Raw genomic sequence first — 19893 nt, 5'->3', positions numbered from 1 at the left:
GCCCCTGCGGTCGTGCCCATGGTACGACCGGTATCTTTTTGATAGCTGCCAGCGCTTGTAAGACGGGCGCTAGCAGCTATTTTTGCTTCAAACCGGGGCGTTTGCGTCCACACCGGTCTCTGCGCCCCGCACCGCCCACCCGGCGCGGAAATGCGCCTGCAAAAACTCCACGCACACCCGCACTTTGGCCGAGCGCTCCAGCCGCGTGGGGTAGACGGCCCACACATTGGCTTCTTGCTGCCACTGCGGCAGCACCTGCATCAGGCGCCCGGTCTGCAGGTGCGCGCCCACATCCCACAACGAGCGCAGCACCACGCCACGTCCGTCCACCGCCCACTGCACGGCCATCTCGCCGTTGTTGGCCGACAGCGGGCCACGCACCTTCACCGACTCTTCCTGCGCACCGCTGCGCAGGCGCCACACGCCAAATGGATGGTCACGCTCCTTGATCACCAGGCAGTCGTGCGCGGCCAGATCAGCCACCGTGCGCGGCGAGCCCTTGCGCTGCAGGTAGGCAGGCGCTGCACACAACACGCGGTGGTTGTCGGCCAGGCGGCGGGCGATCAGGTGCGGCGCAATCTCGTCGCCCACGCGCACGTCCAGGTCAAACCCTTCACCCGCCACATCCACCAGCCGGTCGAACACTTCCAGGCGCACCTGCAGCCCCGGGTGCTGCTCCACCAACCGCGACAGCGCAGGCGCCACGATCTGGCGGCCAAAACCAAAGCTGCTGCTCACCCGCAGCAGCCCGCGCGGCTCGCTGCGCGTCACCGCTACCTCCTGCATCAGCTGCTCCATGTCGTCCAGGATGCGCTGCGCCCAGTGGAAGACGCGCTCGCCCTCCTCCGTCACCGCCACGCGGCGGGTGGTGCGGTGCAGCAGCTTGACCTGCAGGTCCTGCTCCAGCAGTCGGATGCGTTTGCTGACGTAGGCGGGCGAAGTGCCCAGCTCGGTGGCGGCGCCGCCAAAGCTGGCCTTGCGCACCACGGCCGTGAACACGCGCAGGTCTTCCGCTGCAGGATTTTTATGCACGATGTGTGAAGGATAAGGCCACAGTTAGCGGATTGTAGTTATTTGAAGCGCTGGGAACAATGCAGGCCATGCCGCTGGCTGCGCCCTGCAGCCGCACCCTCGAAGCCATTGCAAGGACCGCTTGATGACCCCCTCCGCTGCCCCCAAAACCTACCGCATCGCCCTCATCGCCGGAGACGGCATTGGCAAGGAAGTGCTGCCAGAAGGCCTGCGCGTGGTGCAAGCCGCCGCAGCGCGTTTTGGCATTGCACTCGAAACCACTGCCATCGACTGGGCCAGCTGCGACTACTACGCCGCCCACGGAAAAATGATGCCCGACGACTGGAAGGCGCAGCTGTCGGGCATGGACGCGATCTTCTTCGGTGCCGTGGGCTGGCCCGCCACCGTGCCGGACCACGTGTCGCTATGGGGTTCGCTGCTCAAGTTCCGCCGCGAGTTCGACCAGTACATCAACCTGCGCCCCGTGCGCTTGTTCGAAGGCGTACCCTGCCCCTTAGCGGGCCGCCAACCCGGCGACATCGACTACTGCGTGGTGCGCGAAAACACCGAGGGGGAGTACACGTCACTGGGCGGCATCATGTACGAGGGCACCGACCGCGAGATCGTGATCCAGGAATCCGTCTACTCCCGCCACGGCGCCCACCGTCTGTTGAAGTTCGCGTTCGACCTGGCGCAAAGCCGCCCCAGAAAGCATGTCACCCTGGCCACCAAAAGCAACGGCATCGCCATCAGCATGCCCTGGTGGGACCAGCGTGCCGACGACGTGGCCCAGGCCTACCCCGAGGTCACGCTGGACAAGCAGCACATCGACATCCTCACCGCGCGCTTTGTGCTGCAGCCCGGCCGCTTTGATGTGGTGGCTGCCACCAACCTGTTTGGCGACATCTTGAGCGACCTGGGCCCGGCCACCACCGGCACCATCGGCCTGGCGCCCTCGGCCAACCTGAACCCCGAGCGCACGTTCCCCAGCCTGTTCGAGCCCGTGCACGGCTCCGCGCCCGACATCTACGGCCAAAACATCGCCAACCCGATTGCGATGATCTGGTCGGGGGCGCTGATGCTGGACTTCCTCACCCACGGCCAGGGCGCGGGCACGTTGGCACACGATGCCATCGTGGCGGCCATCGAAGAGGTGATCAAGAGCGGGCCGCGCACGCCGGACCTGGGAGGAAGCGCCAGCACAACGCAAGTGGGACAAGCCATCGCGGAGCACGTTGCTGCAGCCTGATCGGTGCCCGGCGTCACGAACGCACCACTGTTGGCAACGAGCGCCCGTCACCAGCATTGAACTGCCCCAGCACGGCTGCAACACCGGTACTGCCGAATCGATAACTGCCCCACTCCATCCCCTGAGCAAGGCCCCCATGAAGCCCATCCCCACCATCTTTTGCGCCACCGCCATGGCCTGGCTGGCCGGCAATACCGATGCATGCAGCTGCAAGCTCGCCTCTGCGCAAGCAAATGCTCCACAGGCCACGGTCGTGTTCAAAGGCGTTGTGACAGAAGAGATCGTCGACCCTGCGAACAAAAACGAGTACCGAGCCCTTTTCAGGCCCACGACCATCTACAAAGGCGATCAGGCCACGGCCATCACGGTGCACACTCGGGGCGACCAGGGAAGTTGCGGTGTGCGGTTCGCCAAGGGGTCCGAGCACATGGTGTTCGCCTTCCAATCAGGCCAACGGCTGCGCACCAGCCTGTGCAGCACCTGGCCCATCTCCAAGAGCTATGCCGGCCATACCGCCGAAGTCGAGAGCCATTTCAACCAGCGCAAGTAAGCGCCCTCAGGCCCCACACACATCGGATGCCCCGTTTTGCCCATGACACTGCGGGGGCGGACTGAGGCGAAGGCGACTGCCGGCTGACCAGCAACGAGCCTTCACTCCTGAAATGATAGCTACCAGCGCATGAACTACCTGCGCTACACGCCAATTTCATTCAAATATGGCTCTCACCCCCCACCTGGGGGCACCCTGAACTGCTCGGTAACGCGCCGCTCGGCGCGCGCCGCAGCGGCAGCCCACCGATCCCTGGCGTTGCGCGCGCCCGCCACGGCCCAACGCAGCGCATGCAGAAACACGACTATGGCAACGGTTCGCACAGGTCGCTGGCGGCCCACAAGGTTTGAAGCAGAGACGGCTCTGGAGGCAGTGGTGTGGGGATGCGGGTGTTTCATGGCCCCGCAATGCTCTCGCCGGGCTTACCATCTGTAAAGTTGAATTCAATGACGATTCACTTCATAAAAGCTGATGCGTAACCTCAATCTCGACCAGTTGCAAACCCTGATCGCCATCGCCGACCTGGGCACATTTGCGGCTGCCGCGCAGGCGTTGCACCTCGCGCCGCCCACGGTGAGCATGCACATCAAGGAACTGGAATCGCGCCTGGGCGCCGAGCTGGTGGTGCGCGGACGGCGGCAGGCCGACCTCACTCCCGCTGGCGAGGTGCTGGTGCGCGAAGGCCGCCAGCTGTTGCTGGCCAGCGATGACCTGGTGGAACGCGTGCGGCGCCACGCGTCGGGCCGCGAAGGCATGGTGCGGGTGGGAGTGTCGGCGGGTGTCAGCACCCGGCTGCTGCCACGCATGCTGGAGGCGCTGGCGGCACGCAGCCCCGGTGTAGAAATCCGCCTGGAGGCTGTGGGCTCGGCCGAGTCGATGCAGCGGCTCAAGGCCGGTACGCTGGATATTGCCATCGTCGCCAGCCCCCAGCCGCCGCTGGCAGAGGTGCGCCAGACCCCCTGGCGCAACGACCCCATGGTGGCCCTGCTGCCCGCCGCGTGGGACGCGCCAGACCACGTCGGCCCCGACTGGCTGGCCAGCCGACGCTGGGCATCGTTTGCGCCCGCCACGCAGATGCACGGGCTGATTGCCAACTGGTTTGGTCAGGCGGGGCACCATCCGCGCCCGTTTCTGGCGCTGAGCTACCCGGGCGCCCTCAAAAGCCTGGCCGTGGCCAGCCAATGCGCCGCACTGCTACCGATGGAGGAGGTGGAGGACCTGCAGGGCACGCCCGATGTCCAGATCCGCCCGCTGCAGCCGCCGCTCATGCGCCCCATGGCCGTGGCGCACCGTCACCAGCCACCGCCTTCGCCCGCCGTGGAGGGCGTGCTGGAGTTGCTGGCGGACTTTGCAGATTTCGCAGAGTGATGGCGGGACACACCGCGCGCCGTCACGCGGGCGGCAAGCCCTGGGCGCCCGGGGCAGGCCGAACAGAAGACCGGACAACAAGCCGCTGCAGGTAGGGTTGCACGAACAGGTACAACCCCGTCAACAGCAGCAGTGCCAACGGCGGCAGGGGCGCGTACGTGACCCAGTCCGGTGGGTCGCCTGCACCCTGGGCGCGAGCCACAAAATTGGCGATGACGGCTGGGGCGTGTCACCCTCCAATTCCCCCACGCGAAAGCCATCCAGGCCGTGCAGTGCTAGGCGCCCTGAGTGCCGTGTAGCCCCGCTACACAAGCGAAGGACAACGACGCAATGCGCAGCCTGGATGGCTTTCCCTTCGGGCTGGCTGCGCATTGCGGCGTCTGCTTTGTCAGGTGGCTTGCCAATAGCCAGCTATTGGCTGCGCCCCCCTTCGCGCATCCATCCGCATTGCGCGGCCAGCGCGTGGGGGAATTGAAGGGTGGCACGCCCTGGCGTGAACGCCATCGACACCCAGCGATGGAACCGCCGGATTCCCGCACCGGCGCTCATTGCACACCTCCAGCGGCGAGCTGGATCATCTTCCAGCCGTTGCCTGCCGGGTCGCGAAAGCCTGCGTCCACGTTGCCGTACCGGTCCACGGGCTCCTGTGTGAACTCCACGCCCAGATTCCGCAGCCGGGCATAGTCGGCGCGGCAGTCCGCCACATGGAGCACCAGCGCAGGCATGGCTCCTTTGGCCACCATCGCGCGCAAAGTTTGCGCTGTGGCTTCATCATGGATCGGTGGGCCGGGCCTGAACAGGCCGAGCTGGAAGCCCGGCTGGTCGGGGTGCTGCACCGTCAGCCAGCGGTACGGCCCGTTGCACACGTCCGTGTGCACCTGAAACCCGAGCTTGCCCACGTAAAACGCCAGGGCCTCGTCCTGGTCGTCCACATACACGCCCACCACGCCAATGCCTTGGTTCGTCGTCATCAGATCTCCTGGTTTGTTGCTGATGTCAGCTTTGTACCTGCGGGCTGGCGACGGCGCTTCTCCGAAACTGCGGTGGTGAGGTCAGGGCGTTGTGCGGCTTTCAATACGCAGGCCGGCACCTTGTCCAGTGGCTCCAAGCGGGCCTGGGCCTGAAGGCGCACCGCACTGGGGCTCTGCCCCGTGATGTCGCGAAAGGTGCGGCCGAAGGTGCCCAGGCTCTCCCAGCCGGTGGCAAACGCAATCTCGGTGATGGGCAAGTCCGTGTCGCGCAGCAGCGTGGCGGCCTGTTCGATGCGGCGGGTCAGCAGGTAGCGATGGGGCGGGATGCCAAACGCCTGCCGGAAGGACCGTGCGAAATGCGCGTCGGAGACGCCGCTGACCTCGGCCAGCCGCTGCACCGGCCAGGCCTCATGCGACGCAGCGTCCATGCGGTCCTTGGCGCGCAGCAGACGGCGCAACAGGGCCGGGTCTTGCGGCGCAATGGGGTCAGCGGTATGGCCGTTGGCTGGGGGCTTCGGGGGCACGACAGGCATGGTGGGCACAGCATATCGCGTGTCCGTCGGCGTTCCTGCACCACCTGTACGGCGGCAGGCAAGACCCGCGAGAACCCGCAGGCAAAGACAAGCACTGTGAACAAAGTCACCGTCTTCGCGATGGACCTCACCCGCCATTAGTGCTGCAGAGACGATGGCATGGAATCATCGCGGCATCGCCCGTCGATGACTACCCGGCCATCGGCAGACCTTTCCTCAATCCTCTCGCGAATCATCATGAAGCGTCTACTCATCCTGGGAGCCACGGGCTCCCTCGGCCGCCACGTACTGCAGCAAGCTGTTGCGGCGGGCCACCAGGTGTCAGTGCTAGTGCGCAACCCAGCCCGGCTGCCCCAGGACCTGCGATCACGCATCACGGTGCACCAGGTGGACCTGGGGTCCGTGGCAATCAACGCCTTGGCAGACATCATCCGGGGCCACGAGGCGTTGATCAACTGCGCAGGGCTAGTCACCGAAGGTCGCGCGTTTGTTGACCTCGTGGACCGCATGGTTTCCAGCGTGGAGTCCCTGGCCCCCGCAGAGCGGCCAACCTGCTGGTTTCTAGGGGGCGCTGCGGTGCTCGACATCGGCCAGACAGGCCGCCGGGGTGTTGAACTGCCCAAGGTGCGCGACACCTATTGGCCGCACAAGAAGAACTTTGAGCGCCTGAACACCTCGTCCCTCGATTGGCGCCTGCTGTGCCCGGGACCGATGGTCGACCAACCCGCGCTGGGGATCGCCCGGCTGCGCATCGCCGCGGACCAGCTGCCGGTCTCCGTGCCAGCCTTTGCGGGCAGGCTACCCAGCCCATTGATGCTGCTGCTGTTCGCATCGAAGGTGCCGCAGATGATCGTTCCCTATGCCGACGCAGCTTCTCTGATGCTGGCCCATCTTGAGCCCCGGGATGCGATGTCCCGGCACCGCGTCGGTCTCGCGCTGCCCGTGGGCATGCGTGGGAAGAAAGACACCTGGGCGGCCAAGCCCCGCAGTGCCACCTGACGAAACGCTCCATGAAAAAAGGCCCTCGCAGTCACGAGGGCCTGGGGCGGGAGAGTTGCAGAAAACCCGCATCACAACAGCCGCTGGCGGTATCCGCCTGCTGCGGGCACGAAGATCAGCTGCCCGCCACCTTCATGCGGTTGACCAGGATGGAACCCACCGTCTTGGCGCCATAGTTGTAGGCATCGGCACCCACGGCCTCGATGCCCTTGAGCATGTCCTTGAGGTTGCCTGCAATGGTGATCTCGTGCACGGGGTAGGCGATCTTGCCGTTCTCGACCCAGAAGCCGCTCGCGCCGCGCGAATAGTCGCCGGTGACATAGTTCACGCCCTGGCCCATCAGCTCCACCACAAACAGGCCCGTGCCCAGCTTTTGCAGCATGGCGTCCAGGTTGTCGCTGGCTTGCGTGAGGCGCGATGTCATCACCAGGTTGTGCGAGCCTCCGGCGTTGCCCGTGGTCTTCATGCCCAGCTTGCGGGCCGAGTAGCTCGACAGGAAGTAGCCCTGCACGCGACCACCCTGCACCACCTTGCGCGGCGCCACGCGCACGCCTTCTTCGTCAAACGGCGAGCTGCCCTTGCCACCCAGGATGAAGGGGTCTTCCAGGATGTCGATGTGCTTGGGAAAGACCATCTTGCCCAGCGAGTCGAGCAAGAAGCTGCTCTTGCGGTACAGCGAGCCGCCACTGATGGCCTGCACAAAACCGCCCAGCAGGCCAGCGGCCAGGGTCGACTCAAACAGCACGGGGCATTGCGTGGTGGGGATCTTGCGGCTGCCCAGGCGGCTCAGCGCACGCTGCGCGGCGTAGCGGCCCACGGCCTCGGGCGAGGCCAGGTCGGCTGCGTTGCGCATCGAGCTGTACCAGGCGTCGCGCTGCATTTCGGCGTTCTTGCCGGGCAACGAGGCGATGGGGGCCACCGAGAAACTGTGGCGCGAGCTGGCATAGCCACCGCGAAAGCCGCGTGTGTGAGCGCTGAAGAAATGGCTTTGCTGGGCCGACACGCCAGCACCTTCGCTGTTGGTGATGCGGCGATGCGTCTTGAAAGCCGCGGCCTCGCAGGCCTTGGCCATCTCTGCGGCTTCTTCGCTGGAGATGGCCCAGGGGTGGAAGAGTTGCAGGTCGCGGTGCGTCTCCTGGGGCGCGATATCGTCGGCGTCGGGCAGGCCAGCCACAGGGTCTTCGGCCGTGAAACGGGCGATGTCGTAGGCCGCTTGCACGGTCTGCTCGATGGCCTTGGTAGAAAAGTCCGACGTGCTGGCGTTGCCTCGGCGGTGGCCGATGTAGACCGTCACGCCCAGCGACTTGTCACGGTTACGCTCCACGTTCTCCAGCTCACCCTTGCGCACGCTGACCGACAGGCCACAGCCCTCGGACGCCTCGGCGCCCGCGTCGGTCGCACCGAGCTTTTTGGCATGGGCCAGGGCGCGGTCCACCAGGTCTTCAAAAAACGGGCGGCTGTAGCTGAAGCCGCTGTCAGGGGTGCGGGAGGTGGCAGCTGCGGGCACAGCAGCCAGCGCGCCGGGGGTGCGCGGGGCGCGGTTGGAGGGTTTGTTCATAGCGGCAGCTATGATACTTGCCACTGCGGCGCACCCTGCGCCCGCCTCTCTTTGCCCCCACCCCATGTCACGCAAACCCAAAAAAGGCTACTTTGTGCGAGGCCAGTTCGTTGCCGAAGGCAGCGAACTGGACATTCAGCTCAAGGCCGAACTCAAAGGCACGCCCGATGCCAGCCGCACCGATCTCAAGCGCGAGAGCGACGAACTGCAGGACCTGGGCAAGGAGCTTTTGAACCTGCGCGCCGACCTGTTCGACGCCGTGGGCCTGCCCGACAAACTGGTGGAGGCGCTGGCCGAGGCCAAGCGCATCACCAACTTTGAAGGCAAGCGCCGCCAGATGCAGTATGTGGGCAAGCTCATGCGCAAGCTCGAACCAGAGCTGGTACAGGCCGCCCGCCAGGCGCTGGAAGAACAGCACAAAGGCTCTGCCACCGAAAAGCTGCAACTGCATCTGGCCGAGCAATGGCGCGACCGCCTGATTGCCGACGACGACACGCTGGCCGCGTGGATGGCCGAGCACCCCGACACCGACACCCAGCAGCTGCGCGCGCTGATCCGCCAGGCCCGCAAGGATGCGCAGCCTGCGGGCAAGGAGGCCAACGTCCAGGTCTCGCAAGGCCTGGCGCCCCGCAAGGGCCGGGCATACCGCGAGCTGTTCCAACTGGTGCGCGAGCACCTGGGCGGCACCGGCACGGCAGATGCCAGCGACACCGACGAGGACAACGACGATGAGTGAAGCCGTCCACGACGCCGTCAAGATCGGCATCGTCTCCATCAGCGACCGCGCCAGCAGCGGCGTCTATGAAGACAAGGGCCTGCCCGCGCTGCAAGACTGGCTGACGCGTGCGCTGCACAACCCCATCACCTTCGAGTCGCGTCTGATCCCCGACGAGCAAGCCGGCATTAGCGCCACGCTGATCGAACTGGTCAACGCAGGCTGCAGCCTGGTGTTGACGACTGGCGGCACCGGCCCTGCGCTGCGCGACGTAACGCCCGAGGCCACGCTGGCCGTGGCGCACAAGGAGATGCCGGGCTTTGGCGAGCAGATGCGCCAGATCAGCTTGAAGTTTGTGCCCACCGCCATCCTGTCGCGCCAGGTCGCTGTGATCCGAGACCAGAGCCTGATCATTAATCTGCCTGGTCAGCCGAAGGCGATTGCCGAGACGCTGGAGGGGCTGAAGGACGCCAACGGCCAGCAGATCGTGCCGGGCATCTTTGCCGCCGTGCCTTACTGTGTGGACCTGATCGGCGGGCCGTACCTGGAAACGCGGGATGAGGTCTGCAAGGCGTTCCGGCCCAAGAACGCTGTCCGGCCCAAGACCGCCTGAACCGCCTGCGGGCCAGCGCTGGTCCACGGGCGAAAGCTCCCCCATCGCCCATCACACAGACGATGAAGTACCTTGCCTTCGCCCTCCCCCATCTGCTGGTAGTCGCCCTGGCTTTGTGGATGTATGTGCGCATACGCGCCATGAAACAGCGCCAGGATGCTTTGGTGAAGGACCTCAAGGGCCGGCACTACTGGCGCATCAACCTGGCCCGCCCCGCATTTTTTGGACGCTGGATGCGGCTTATGGCTTTCGAAGCCAAGGGCGTGCTGATCGACGATGGAGAAGCATTCCGCATCCGGGGGCATTGGGCCAAGACGGGCAAGGCTTTCGAGTCGTTGGTGCCCAAATCGGGGCTGAAGGTCGAATGGCTGGGCAACCAATCCATCAAGACGGGCAACATCCACTGGGCTCGGTTGGACACCCCCAAAGGCCAGGTGCTGTTCACCGCCGATACCGGCTGGAGCGCCGGGCCGTCGCGCGAGGCCTTGTGCGACATCTTCCGCTCGGCGTTCCCCGACTATCCGCTGGACGAAGCGAACACACACGATTTCGCACTGGAGAAGAACCCTCGCAGCCTGGGCGCGACGGTGCTGTTCCTGGGCCTGATGCTGTTTGCGCTGCTCGACAGCTTTGTGTTCTCCGGCTACGAGCTGACGGATGCGCAGCTCTTCAGCATCCTGCGCTCGCCCCTGACCTGGCTGGTGGCGTCGGTGGGCATCGCAACGTTGATGGCCCTGTGCTACCGGTTCTTCGCTGCAGGGCGCATCCCCTCGCGCGAATCGATGGCGCTGGCCCTGATGCTGGGCGCCGTATCGGCCGGGGCTGCCCTGCCCGTGCTCAAGCGGGTAGACCAAATGCTGGCAGGCTCTGTGTCAGAAGACCACGCATACCGCCTGTCGGGCACCTATCGGCTGGAGCCTATCGACACCACGCAGGGCCTGCCGCCACTGAAGTTTCCGCGCATGCGGGACTATTGGGAGCAATGGCCCGATGGCAGCGAACACCGCATTCCGCTGATGCACGGACCGCTGGGGCTGTGGCAACTGGACCACGCAAAGTTTGATCCGCCCATCGTGGCTTTCTACGAAAAGAAGAGCAGCAAGCCTGGCAAGCACTGAGCCCGCAGTGCCCCCACGCAACGGCAGGAAGCCTACTTGCCCACCAGCTCGTTGAGCTTGCCCGCCTCAAACTGCTCCTTGATCGCCGCGTCACAGGGCACGCAGTCCTTGGCCTGCAGGTTGGCGGCCGAGAGCTTTTCGATCGCCTGCCACAAGAGCGCGATCTGGTGCTCTTGCGACGAGGCGTTGTCGATCAACCCACGCATGGCCTGCGAGAGCGGATCGTCCTCCTGCGTGATGCCGTAGGCGGTGAATTTGCGCGATGGCTGGGGCTCGGTCACGTCGGCGCTCTGGCCTTCCTTGGACGGGATGATGCGTGCCGGGATGCCCACGGCCGTGGCGCCAGCGGGCACGGGTTTGATGACCACGGCATTGGAGCCGATCTTGGCGCCGTCGCCCACTTCAAAGCCGCCCAGCACCTTGGCGCCAGCACTCACCACCACATCTTTGCCCAGCGTGGGGTGGCGCTTGGTGCCCTTGTAGAGCGAGGTACCGCCCAGGGTCACGCCCTGGTAGATGGTGCAGCCATCGCCGATCTCGGCGGTTTCGCCCACCACCACGCCCATGGCGTGGTCGAAGAACACGCGCTCGCCGATCTTGGCGCCGGGATGGATCTCGATGCCGGTGAACCAGCGCGCAAAGTGCGAGATGAAGCGCCCCAGCCACTTCAGGCCGTGGTGCCAGCACCAGTGCGCGGGGCGGTGCAGCCAGATCGCGTGCAGGCCCGGATAACAGGTGATCACCTCCCACGTGCTGCGCGCGGCAGGATCGCGGTCGAGGATGCACTGGATATCGGAGCGCAAGCGGGCGAGCATTGGTTGTTATGGTTATTTGTAAATGGGCTGCACAGTCTATCGTTTCGCCTGCGCCGTCTCGATCATGGCTTTGGCGACACCTCTCAAGATGTGGATTTCCTCGGGGCTGAGCTGCGCGCGGTTGAAAAACTGGTTAAGGCGGGGCATGAGCTTCTTGGGTGCGGCCGGGTCCAGAAACCCGATGGAGGTGAGCGCCTGCTCCCAGTGGCCCAGCATGCCCGCCACCTGGGCAGCGTCGGCCAGCGCACGCGACGGGGTGGCGTCCTGCACCGCAAAGCCGCCCAGCGCCTGGCGCCACTCGTAGGCGATCACCTGGATGGCCGCCCCCAGGTTGAGCGAGCCGAAGCCGGGGTTGGTGGGAATCGACAGCGCCACGTGGCAGCGGTACACATCCTCGTTGGTCATGCCAAACCGCTCCGAGCCAAAGAGAAAGGCCACACCGGCCTGCGGAGCCGCACTCGGGTCTGCAGCGGTGTCGTCGCCTGCGTTTTGAGGGGTTTGGGCCTCTTGCGCTAGTGTTTCATGCCTGAGTAGCTCACTTTTTAATAGCGCTTCAAAGTGCGCACGCGGCGCTGCTGTGGGGGGGCCAAAATCGCGTGGCGTCATGGCCGTGGCGCACAGGTGGCTGATACCGTCGAGCGCCTCGTCCAGCGTGGCGACGATGCGTGCGTTGTTCAGCACATCGAGGGCGCCGCTGGCGCGCTGGATGGTTTCCTCGCGCCTGAGCACGTTAGCCCAGCGGGGAGCGACCAGCACCAGGTCGTCAAACCCCATGGTTTTCATGGCACGGGCGGCGGCGCCCACATTGCCGGCGTGGCTGGTGTTGATCAGGACAAAACGGGTCTTCATGGACAGGCGGAGCGAGAGGGGGAAAGCGGCCGGTTTGGCAAAAAAGGGCACTGCGGGTAAAATCCCGCCCTCTATTGTCGCCGCCCGCATCGCCGGGACGGGTCGGACCTCCCCGCTCATCCTGTACGCAGACGCCCGCGCCATCTTGGCCGCGCGCTGCCAACCACCACAATTTATGTCGTCCAATCTGCACCCCATGCTCAACGTGGCCATCAAGGCCGCACGCGCCGCCGGCGCCATCATCAACCGCGCGGCCCTGGACGTGGAATCGGTGCGGATCTCGCAAAAGCAGATCAACGACTTTGTGACCGAGGTGGATCACGCCTCCGAAAAGATCATCATCGAGACGCTGCTGACGGCCTACCCCGGCCACGGCATCCTGGCTGAAGAGTCGGGCAAGGAATACGGCGCCAAGGATTCGGAATTTGTGTGGATCATCGACCCGCTGGACGGCACCACCAACTTCATCCACGGCTTCCCTGTGTACTGCGTGAGCATCGCGCTGGCCGTCAAGGGCAAGGTCGAGCAGGCTGTCGTGTACGACCCCACCCGCAACGACCTGTTCACCGCCACCAAGGGCCGCGGCGCCTACCTCAACGAGCGCCGCATCCGCGTCTCCAAGCGCACCCAGCTCAAGGACTGCCTGATCTCCACCGGCTTCCCCTTCCGCCCGGGCGACAACTTCAAGAGCTACCTGAACATGATGGCCGACGTGATGCAGCGCACCGCCGGCCTGCGCCGCCCCGGCGCCGCTGCGCTGGACCTGGCCTACGTGGCTGCGGGCTTCACCGACGGCTTCTTTGAAACGGGCCTGTCGATCTGGGACGTGGCAGCGGGCTCGCTGCTGGTGACCGAGGCCGGCGGCCTGGTGGGCAACTTCACGGGCGAGGCTGAATTTCTGGAGCAGCGGGAATGCCTGGCAGGCAACCCCCGCATCTACGGCCAGCTGGTGCCCATCCTGGGCAAGTACAGCAAGTTTGCGAGTGCTGGCGACAAGGCGGCCGTGCGCCAGGCGGCTGCGGCTGATGCGCCTGCCACCGACACCCAAGACACCAATGAAGGCGCGGAAGCAGCAGAACCAGCCGCCCCGAAGGCCGACACCGCCAAGGGCGACGACGCGCCGTTCTAAATCCATTCCCGCACGCAGCCATGAAGCCTGGGCACGATGTGCCCTAGGCGGGTCTCGTAGCTGGACCGTGCAGCGGGCGGGGCATACACGAGGGCAGCCGCGCAAGGGCCGCCCCGCCGCGCTGGCTGCGTCCCCCTTCCCGAATGGCTCAGCCATTCGAGAGAAGGGGGAAGGCGCGAAGCGACTCAGGGGGATGAACCCTACACCGGGTCGGGGTACTTCTGCGCGATGCTGCGGAAGTCTTCTGCAATGTCCACAAACGCGTCCACCATGTCGGGGTCAAAGTGCGTGCCCTTGCCCCGCACGATGGTGTTACAGGCCTGGTCGTGCGAAAACGCAGGCTTGTACACACGTTTGCTGATGAGCGCATCGTACACGTCGGCCACCGCCATCAGGCGCGCCGACACCGGGATGGCGTCGCCCGCCAGGCCCTGCGGGTAGCCAGAGCCGTCCCACTTCTCCTGGTGGCTGTAGGCGATCTCCTTGGACACGCTCAAAAAGGCCACGCGCATGCCCAGGCGCCGCTCGGCCTCGTCAATGGCATTGCGGCCCAGCGTGGTGTGGGTCTTCATCACCTCGAACTCCTCCACCGTGAGCTTGCCGGGCTTGAGCAGAATGCTGTCGGGGATGCCGATCTTGCCGATGTCGTGCAACGGGGCCGACTTGTACAGCAGCTCGATCATGCGGTCGTTCAGCACATGCTCAAAACGCGGGTGGTGGCGCAGGCGCTCGGCCAGGGTCTTCACATACAACTGGGTGCGGCGGATGTGGTTGCCGGTCTCGTTGTCGCGCGTTTCGGCCAGGGAGGTCATGGCCATGATGGTCACGTCCTGGATGGCCTGCACCTCCAGCGTGCGCATGGCGACCTCCCGTTCCAGGTAGGCGCTTTTGTCGCGCAGAAAATCGGCCGTGGCCTTGAGCGCTAGGTGCGTGTTAACGCGCGCGAGCAGGATCGGCGGACTGATGGGTTTGGTGATGTAGTCCACAGCACCCAGGGCCAGTCCCATGCGCTCGTCGTCGGTGTCGGAACGCGCCGTCAGGAAGATCACCGGGATGTCGCGGGTGGCAGGCGCCTCCTTGAGGCGACGACAGACCTCATAGCCATCCACCTCGGGCATCATGATGTCCAGCAGGATCAAATCGGGCGGCGTGGCCGACTGGGCAATCTTGAGGGCCTTCTCCCCATGGTTGGCCACCTTCACCACATAGTGCTCGCGCAGCAGACTGCCCATGAGCGTGAGGTTCTCGGGCGTGTCGTCCACCACGAGCACGGTGGCAATCGGCTTGTCAACCAAGGTCGCCGGGCTGGAGGCAAAAGGCGCGTTGTCCATGCAAATGTCCTGCGTGAATGCCGTTCAGGGGGTTTCGAGGGCCGGGGATTCGGAGCCTGGCACCGCAGCCAGGGCTTCCAGCGCCTGCTCGAAATCGAAATTCAGGGTGTGCTTTTCAACGACCTGGAAGGCGCTGCCCAGCGCCGCCTTGAGCACCACACCATTGTGTTGGAAAAATTCAGTGGCTGCAGGATCGTCCTGCTCCAGCAGGTGGCGCAAATGGTGTTCGGCCTCGGCGGGTGTCATGCCCAGCCCGGGTGCGCCCTCAGATGGAGACACACCGGACCCCGGTGCCGCTTGCCCATGCACCGCTTGCAGCACCCAGTCCTGCAGCCCCTGCAGCAGCGGCTGTAGCGCAGCGCGCAGTTCGGCCAACAACGGCACGATGGCCTCGTTGCCATGGCGAAAGCGCAGCGCGTGCTCCAGCGCCTGTGCGCGGTCTGACACGGCCTGTGCGCCAATGTTGGCTGCCACCGACCGCAGCGTGTGGGCCAGGCGCTCGGCCAGTGCGACATCGTGCACCGCCAGCGCACGCTGCAGCTCCGGCAACACCGGAGCCTGCCCTTGCACAAAGCGGCGCAGCATCTCGGCGTACAACCCTATCTTGCCCAGCGCGAGCTGCAGGCCCAGTTGGGTGTCCAGCCCCGGTAGATCAGGGACATCCACCGGCAGCCACCCTGCGGCCGCTGCACTGGTGGCCGCTACCGGCGCGGCCACTGGAGCCGCACTGCTGCGAGCGGGCACAACCGCCGCACCGAGACCCTGGCGTGGGCGGATCCAACGTGCCAGCGCGGCCCACAGGGCCGCAGGTTCGATGGGCTTGGCAACATGGTCGTTCATGCCCGCCGCAAAGCAGCGCTGGCGGTCCGCCTCCATGGCGTTGGCCGTCATGGCGATGATGGGCAACTGCGCGTAGCGCGGGTTGCCGCGCAGCAGTCGTGTGGCCGTCTCGCCATCCATGATGGGCATCTGCATGTCCATCAGCACGGCGTCGTAGTGCTTGCGCTCGATATGGTCGATGGCGATCTGCCCGTTCTCGGCCACGTCGACGGCGAAGCCCGCGTCCAGCAGCAGCTCCATGGCCACCATCTGGTTGAGTTCGTTGTCCTCGACCAGCAGCACGCTGGCGCCCCGGATGTCCAGCGGCAGCTCGTCAGCAGCGGGGGCGGGAGTGGCCGCACGGCGCCCCTCCGTGCCCGATGCCTCCAGCGGCTGCATCAGGGTGTCGAACAGCAGCGAGGCATTCACGGGCTTGATGAGCACGGTTTCGATGCCCTGCGCACGCGCGGCCCGCATCACGTCTTCGCGCCCGTAGGCCGTGACCATCAGCATCTGCGGCACCTTGGGCATGCCCAGGCTGCGAATGTGGCCCGCCAGCTCCACGCCGTCCATGCCAGGCATGTGCCAGTCCAGCAGCAACAGGCCAAACGGCTGGTGCTGTGCCATGGACTCGCGCAGCCGGTCCAGCGCCTCCAGGCCCGAATGCGCCTGCTCCACCACAAAGCCCATCGCCTGCAGCATGTCGGACAGCACCGTGGCTGCGGTATGGTTGTCGTCCACCACCAGCACCCGGGTGCCCCGCAGGTCGGGCGGAGGTAGCAGCACACGCGCCGCCGCCCCACGCTCCAGCGGCACCGACACCCAGAAGGTGGAGCCCTTGCCGAAACGGCTCTCCACGCCCACCTCTCCGCCCATCAGCTCTGCCAGGCTCTTGCAGATCGCCAGCCCCAGGCCCGTGCCACCATAACGGCGCGTGGTCGAGGTGTCGGCTTGCTGGAAGCTCTGGAACAGGCGCCCCATCTGCTCGTCCGTGAGCCCGATGCCGGTGTCGCGCACCTCGAAACGCAGCCGGACCTGGTTGCCCATCTCCTCCAGCAAGCGCACGGCAATGCTGATCTCTCCGGATTCGGTGAACTTGATGGCGTTGTTGGCGTAATTAATGAGGATCTGGCCCAGGCGCAGCGCATCGCCCACGAGGTTAGGGGGCACATCGCTGGCCACGTCGCAGACCAGCTCCAGGCCCTTGGCACCAGCCTTGTAGCCCACCACATCGGACACGCTCTCCAGCATGCGGTCGAGCAGAAACGGCTGACGCTCCACCACCAGCTTGCCCGCCTCGATCTTGGAGAAGTCCAGGATGTCATTGATGACCCCCAGCAGGTGCTGGCCCGCCTGCTGGATCTTGCTCACGTAATCGTGCTGGCGTGGACTCAGGCCCGACTTGAGTGCCAGGTGCGACATGCCGATGATCGCGTTCATGGGCGTGCGGATCTCGTGGCTCATGTTGGCCAGAAAGTTGGACTTGAGCGCGGTGGACTCCTCGGCCAACTCCTTGGCACGGCGCAGCTCCTGTTCAGCACGCTGGCGGTCGGTGATGTCCACGAACGTACCAATGGTGCCGCCGGGTGTGCCATCGGGGCGCGCAAAGCCATGCAGCCAGAACAGCGTGTGGTGTAGCTCGCCGTCGGCATAAGGCAAATCGACCTCGCGGTGCACCTTGCGCTCGCCCTCCATGGCCTGTATCGCGTCCTGCTCGAAGCGCGTGCGGGTCTCCTGCGGCAGATAGTCCAGATCCATCACCGTCTTGCCGATGAGCGCCTCGCGCGAAACGCCAAAGGCGTGCTCATAAGCGCGGTTCACGCCGATGTAGCGCCCGTCCGCGCCCTTGTAGAAAAGGGGCACCGGGATGGCGTCGATCAACGCCTGCTGGAAATCGAGCTGCCCGGCCACCTGCTCCTCCAGGAGCTTCTGGTCGTGGATGTCCACATTGACGCCCACCACCCGCACCGGCTGGCCCTGGGCGTTGCGGAAGATGCGCGCGGCCTCCAGAAACCAGCGCACCTCGCCATCGGGGCGCACGATGCGCCAGGAGTCGCGCAGGTAGTCCTCGGTGCCTGCAAGGCAACTGTCGAAATAAGCGCTTGCCTGGTCGCGGTCTTCCGGGTGCAGGCAGTTGAGCCAGAAGTCGCGCCCATCGGGCTGGGTTCCAGGGGGTAGGCCCATCATCTGGGCCAGCTTGTCCGACCAGAGGATCTCGCCGGTGACCAGGTTCAGGTCGAACACCCCGATCTTGCCCGCTTCCTGCGCCAGCTCCAGGCGTTCCTGGGCCTGCTGGATCACACGCTCGGCACGCCGCTGCTCGCTGACATCTTCAATGACCCAGATCGAGGCGGTGCCGAAGTCGTCCATCTTCACGCTGCGGCCCGCCAGGCGCGCCTCGAACTGGCTGCCATCCAGCCTGCACAGGGTAGCGGTCTCGCGCAAGGCCTGGCCCGAGGCCAGTGCCGGCGTGACGCGGGCAGTGAACAGGTCGGCATGGCCCGTCCCGCCAAACAGCACCGACACCCCCAGACCCAGCAGCTGTGATGCGGTGCCGCCCATGAGATCCACAAACGCCGGGTTGAACTGGCGGAACTGCCCGTCGCACACCATCACGATGGGCGGTGCGTTGTCGAAGATGGCAGTTTGCTGTTCCAGCAGCTCGTTGAGCAGGCGTTCGCGACGCTCCAGCTCCTTTTGCGCCTGGATGCGTTCGGACACGTCCTCGTGAAGACCCACGATGCCGATGCGCTTGCCCCGCCCATCAAACACGGGCGATAGCGTGGCCTCGTCGTGGTAGATGCTCCCGTCCTTGCGCCGGTTGACGAACTGGCCCTGCCAGGACTTGCCCGACAGCAGCGCGGACCACATCAGCTGGTAGGTCTGCGCGGGCGTTTGTCCGCTGGCCACCAGCGATGGCTTTTTGCCACGCACCTCGTCCAGCGAATAGCCCGTGTTGCGCTCGTACTGGGGGTTGACCCAGTCGATGCGGCCGTCGCCATCGGTGATGACCACGGACACCGGGCTGCTCTCCAGCGCCGTACCCAGCACCCTGAACCGCTCCAGTGCACTGGCCACCCGGGCACGGCTGCGCAGCAAGTCCAGCAGCAGCAGGCCCAGCAGGCACAGCAGCACAAAGGCCACCGCCCCAATGCGCGCGCGCTGCGTCGACGACATCAAGGCGCTGATATCGTCCAGCGCCACCAGCTGCCACTCGCCCCCCGGGTCGTGCCAGTCAATGGCCCGGCGTTCTACAGCGTAGGTCACGCCGTTGATCTGGACATCTCCGGTGTCGGCCGCAAAGGGCAACGCCGAAGCCACGCCATTGTCGAAATGCCGGCCGAACTGGCGTGTGGCGCGGATGGCATCGATACGCGCCTGCGTGAGCGGCGGCGCTACCGCGAACTGCCATTCGGGGCGCGTGGCGGCAAACGCCACGCCCTGCGGCGACAGCAGCACCATGGGCAGGCCCGCGCGCTTGAGCAGCAGGTCCACCGGCTCAAAACCCACCTTGAACATCACCACACCGATGATGTTGCTAGATGGCGTATCGCTTTCATAGAGTGGCGCTGCGTAGTACAGCCCACGCTCCTGGGTATTGCTGCCAATGGCGGCATACACACTGTTGGCGCCCTGGATGGCCTGCTGGAAGTACGGGCGGAATGCAAGGTTCAGCCCCGTGGATCGTTCGCCAGGCGTCTCGTGCGCTACCACGGTGCCATCGGCAGACATTACGTACACGCCTTGCACCAGAAAGCGCCCGCGCGCCACGGCCAGGCGGGACAGTGCCTCGGGGTGGTCAGGGGGCAAACGGCCCAGCGCCATGTCCTTGAGCAAAGGCTCGCTCAGGCCCATCAGCGATACCGCCCCGAGCATGGAGCCGCCAGTGGTCTGGGCTTGCAGGGCATCTGCGGTCTGGTGCAACACGCGTGAACGCTCGGTCGCTCGCTCGCTCGCTCGCCAGTGCTGTGCACCCTGCACCACCAGCACTGCGCCGATCAATGCCAGGGCAACCACCACCAGCAGGCCACGGATGCCGGGGGCGTTACGGTCCACAAGCTTGTCAAACCACATGCCTACGCCCTTGCCACGCAGGCCAGCCACACCGCAGACGTACCGTCAACCAGCGGGATACAGCAATGCATCGATAGCCTCCGCCGGCCCAGGCCTTCCAAACAGATACCCCTGGAACCCCTCGCACCCGTGCAGCCTCAGGAACGACAGCTGCCCCGTCGTCTCCACCCCCTCCGCCACCACCTCCAAAT

The 19893-nt window shown here is 65.5% G+C and carries 17 protein-coding genes; 8 read left to right on the top strand and 9 right to left on the bottom strand.

Annotated elements, in window-relative coordinates:
- Positions 1-87: 87 nt before the first annotated feature.
- Positions 88-1032: a LysR substrate-binding domain-containing protein gene (locus ASD75_RS05765; RefSeq protein WP_056743941.1), complete on the bottom strand. Its 945-nt coding sequence runs from the start codon at positions 1030-1032 to the stop codon at positions 88-90.
- 124 nt (positions 1033-1156) lie between these two features.
- Here ASD75_RS05765 and ASD75_RS05760 point away from each other — a divergent pair, with 124 nt between their 5' ends.
- From ASD75_RS05760 to ASD75_RS05750, 3 genes are all read left to right on the top strand, one after another.
- On the top strand, positions 1157-2260 hold the full coding sequence (locus tag ASD75_RS05760; protein ID WP_056743939.1) for a tartrate dehydrogenase: 1104 nt from the start codon (positions 1157-1159) through the stop codon (positions 2258-2260).
- Between the two features lie 136 nt (positions 2261-2396).
- The gene (locus ASD75_RS05755) at positions 2397-2810 is read left to right on the top strand and encodes a hypothetical protein (RefSeq protein WP_056743937.1); all 414 of its coding nucleotides are present in this window, start codon (positions 2397-2399) and stop codon (positions 2808-2810) included.
- 471 nt (positions 2811-3281) lie between these two features.
- Positions 3282-4178 carry a LysR family transcriptional regulator gene (locus tag ASD75_RS05750; protein ID WP_056743935.1) on the top strand — a complete coding sequence of 299 codons (897 nt, stop codon included), beginning with the start codon at positions 3282-3284 and terminating at the stop codon, positions 4176-4178.
- A gap of 545 nt (positions 4179-4723) precedes the next feature.
- Here ASD75_RS05750 and ASD75_RS05745 read toward each other — a convergent pair.
- Positions 4724-5149, bottom strand: a complete 426-nt coding sequence (locus ASD75_RS05745) for a VOC family protein (protein WP_056743933.1) — start codon at positions 5147-5149, stop codon at positions 4724-4726.
- Positions 5149-5682 carry a helix-turn-helix domain-containing protein gene (locus ASD75_RS05740; RefSeq protein WP_056744033.1) on the bottom strand — a complete coding sequence of 178 codons (534 nt, stop codon included), beginning with the start codon at positions 5680-5682 and terminating at the stop codon, positions 5149-5151. Before ASD75_RS05740 ends, ASD75_RS05745 begins: the two co-directional genes overlap by 1 nt.
- Before the next feature lie 237 nt (positions 5683-5919).
- On the opposite strand from ASD75_RS05740, the gene ASD75_RS05735 reads away from it, so the two are divergent.
- Entirely contained in the window at positions 5920-6681 is a 762-nt protein-coding gene (locus ASD75_RS05735) for an NAD(P)-dependent oxidoreductase (RefSeq protein WP_056743931.1), read from the top strand.
- Positions 6682-6796: 115 nt separating this feature from the next.
- Here ASD75_RS05735 and pmbA read toward each other — a convergent pair whose 3' ends face one another.
- On the bottom strand, positions 6797-8239 hold the full coding sequence (gene pmbA / locus ASD75_RS05730; RefSeq protein ID WP_056743930.1) for a metalloprotease PmbA: 1443 nt from the start codon (positions 8237-8239) through the stop codon (positions 6797-6799).
- A 64-nt stretch (positions 8240-8303) separates the two neighbouring features.
- Here pmbA and yjgA point away from each other — a divergent pair, with 64 nt between their 5' ends.
- The 3 genes from yjgA to ASD75_RS05715 all read left to right on the top strand — a co-directional run bounded on the left by yjgA (position 8304) and on the right by ASD75_RS05715 (position 10685).
- A complete protein-coding gene (gene yjgA / locus ASD75_RS05725) occupies positions 8304-8975 on the top strand; it encodes a ribosome biogenesis factor YjgA (RefSeq protein WP_056058197.1) in 672 nt (223 codons plus the stop codon).
- On the top strand, positions 8968-9567 hold the full coding sequence (gene mog, locus ASD75_RS05720; protein WP_056743928.1) for a molybdopterin adenylyltransferase: 600 nt from the start codon (positions 8968-8970) through the stop codon (positions 9565-9567). Before yjgA ends, mog begins: the two co-directional genes overlap by 8 nt.
- A gap of 62 nt (positions 9568-9629) precedes the next feature.
- Positions 9630-10685, top strand: a complete 1056-nt coding sequence (locus ASD75_RS05715; RefSeq protein ID WP_056743926.1) for a hypothetical protein — start codon at positions 9630-9632, stop codon at positions 10683-10685.
- Positions 10686-10717: 32 nt separating this feature from the next.
- On the opposite strand, the gene cysE is transcribed toward ASD75_RS05715, so the two are convergent.
- Positions 10718-11500, bottom strand: coding sequence for a serine O-acetyltransferase (cysE, locus tag ASD75_RS05710; RefSeq protein ID WP_056058188.1), 783 nt, complete (start codon positions 11498-11500; stop codon positions 10718-10720).
- Positions 11501-11536: 36 nt separating this feature from the next.
- A complete protein-coding gene (locus tag ASD75_RS05705; protein WP_056744031.1) occupies positions 11537-12349 on the bottom strand; it encodes an RNA methyltransferase in 813 nt (270 codons plus the stop codon).
- 175 nt (positions 12350-12524) lie between these two features.
- On the opposite strand from ASD75_RS05705, the gene ASD75_RS05700 reads away from it, so the two are divergent.
- On the top strand, positions 12525-13478 hold the full coding sequence (locus ASD75_RS05700) for an inositol monophosphatase family protein (RefSeq protein ID WP_056743921.1): 954 nt from the start codon (positions 12525-12527) through the stop codon (positions 13476-13478).
- A gap of 200 nt (positions 13479-13678) precedes the next feature.
- Here the strand turns inward: ASD75_RS05700 and ASD75_RS05695 are convergent, their stop codons facing one another.
- The 3 genes from ASD75_RS05695 to ASD75_RS23145 form a co-directional block, all read right to left on the bottom strand.
- The gene (locus ASD75_RS05695) at positions 13679-14809 is read right to left on the bottom strand and encodes a two-component system response regulator (RefSeq protein ID WP_056743920.1); all 1131 of its coding nucleotides are present in this window, start codon (positions 14807-14809) and stop codon (positions 13679-13681) included.
- Positions 14810-14833: 24 nt separating this feature from the next.
- A complete protein-coding gene (locus tag ASD75_RS05690) occupies positions 14834-19702 on the bottom strand; it encodes a PAS domain S-box protein (RefSeq protein WP_056743919.1) in 4869 nt (1622 codons plus the stop codon).
- A 45-nt stretch (positions 19703-19747) separates the two neighbouring features.
- Positions 19748-19893, bottom strand: a 146-nt coding sequence (locus ASD75_RS23145) for an EAL domain-containing protein (protein WP_156379416.1), incomplete at its 5' end; no start/stop codon positions are given.

The organism is Acidovorax sp. Root568 (assembly GCF_001427445.1).
GTDB classification, from domain to species: domain Bacteria; phylum Pseudomonadota; class Gammaproteobacteria; order Burkholderiales; family Burkholderiaceae_C; genus Acidovorax; species Acidovorax delafieldii.
The sequence above is the reverse complement of the archived record's forward strand: the minus strand, read 5'-3'. Positions and strand labels throughout refer to the sequence as shown.

What these genes read in the sequence shown, in the direction of transcription:
- ASD75_RS05760 (WP_056743939.1), top strand. Translation starts at nt 1,157, where the DNA reads ATGACCCCCTCCGCTGCCCCCAAAACCTACCGCATCGCCCTCATCGCC.
- ASD75_RS05755 (WP_056743937.1), top strand. Translation starts at nt 2,397, where the DNA reads ATGAAGCCCATCCCCACCATCTTTTGCGCCACCGCCATGGCCTGGCTG.
- ASD75_RS05750 (WP_056743935.1), top strand. Translation starts at nt 3,282, where the DNA reads ATGCGTAACCTCAATCTCGACCAGTTGCAAACCCTGATCGCCATCGCC.
- ASD75_RS05745 (WP_056743933.1), bottom strand. Translation starts at nt 5,149, where the DNA reads ATGACGACGAACCAAGGCATTGGCGTGGTGGGCGTGTATGTGGACGAC.
- ASD75_RS05740 (WP_056744033.1), bottom strand. Translation starts at nt 5,682, where the DNA reads ATGCCTGTCGTGCCCCCGAAGCCCCCAGCCAACGGCCATACCGCTGAC.
- ASD75_RS05735 (WP_056743931.1), top strand. Translation starts at nt 5,920, where the DNA reads ATGAAGCGTCTACTCATCCTGGGAGCCACGGGCTCCCTCGGCCGCCAC.
- pmbA (WP_056743930.1), bottom strand. Translation starts at nt 8,239, where the DNA reads ATGAACAAACCCTCCAACCGCGCCCCGCGCACCCCCGGCGCGCTGGCT.
- yjgA (WP_056058197.1), top strand. Translation starts at nt 8,304, where the DNA reads ATGTCACGCAAACCCAAAAAAGGCTACTTTGTGCGAGGCCAGTTCGTT.
- mog (WP_056743928.1), top strand. Translation starts at nt 8,968, where the DNA reads ATGAGTGAAGCCGTCCACGACGCCGTCAAGATCGGCATCGTCTCCATC.
- ASD75_RS05715 (WP_056743926.1), top strand. Translation starts at nt 9,630, where the DNA reads ATGAAGTACCTTGCCTTCGCCCTCCCCCATCTGCTGGTAGTCGCCCTG.
- cysE (WP_056058188.1), bottom strand. Translation starts at nt 11,500, where the DNA reads ATGCTCGCCCGCTTGCGCTCCGATATCCAGTGCATCCTCGACCGCGAT.
- ASD75_RS05705 (WP_056744031.1), bottom strand. Translation starts at nt 12,349, where the DNA reads ATGAAGACCCGTTTTGTCCTGATCAACACCAGCCACGCCGGCAATGTG.
- ASD75_RS05700 (WP_056743921.1), top strand. Translation starts at nt 12,525, where the DNA reads ATGTCGTCCAATCTGCACCCCATGCTCAACGTGGCCATCAAGGCCGCA.
- ASD75_RS05695 (WP_056743920.1), bottom strand. Translation starts at nt 14,809, where the DNA reads ATGGACAACGCGCCTTTTGCCTCCAGCCCGGCGACCTTGGTTGACAAG.
- ASD75_RS05690 (WP_056743919.1), bottom strand. Translation starts at nt 19,702, where the DNA reads ATGTGGTTTGACAAGCTTGTGGACCGTAACGCCCCCGGCATCCGTGGC.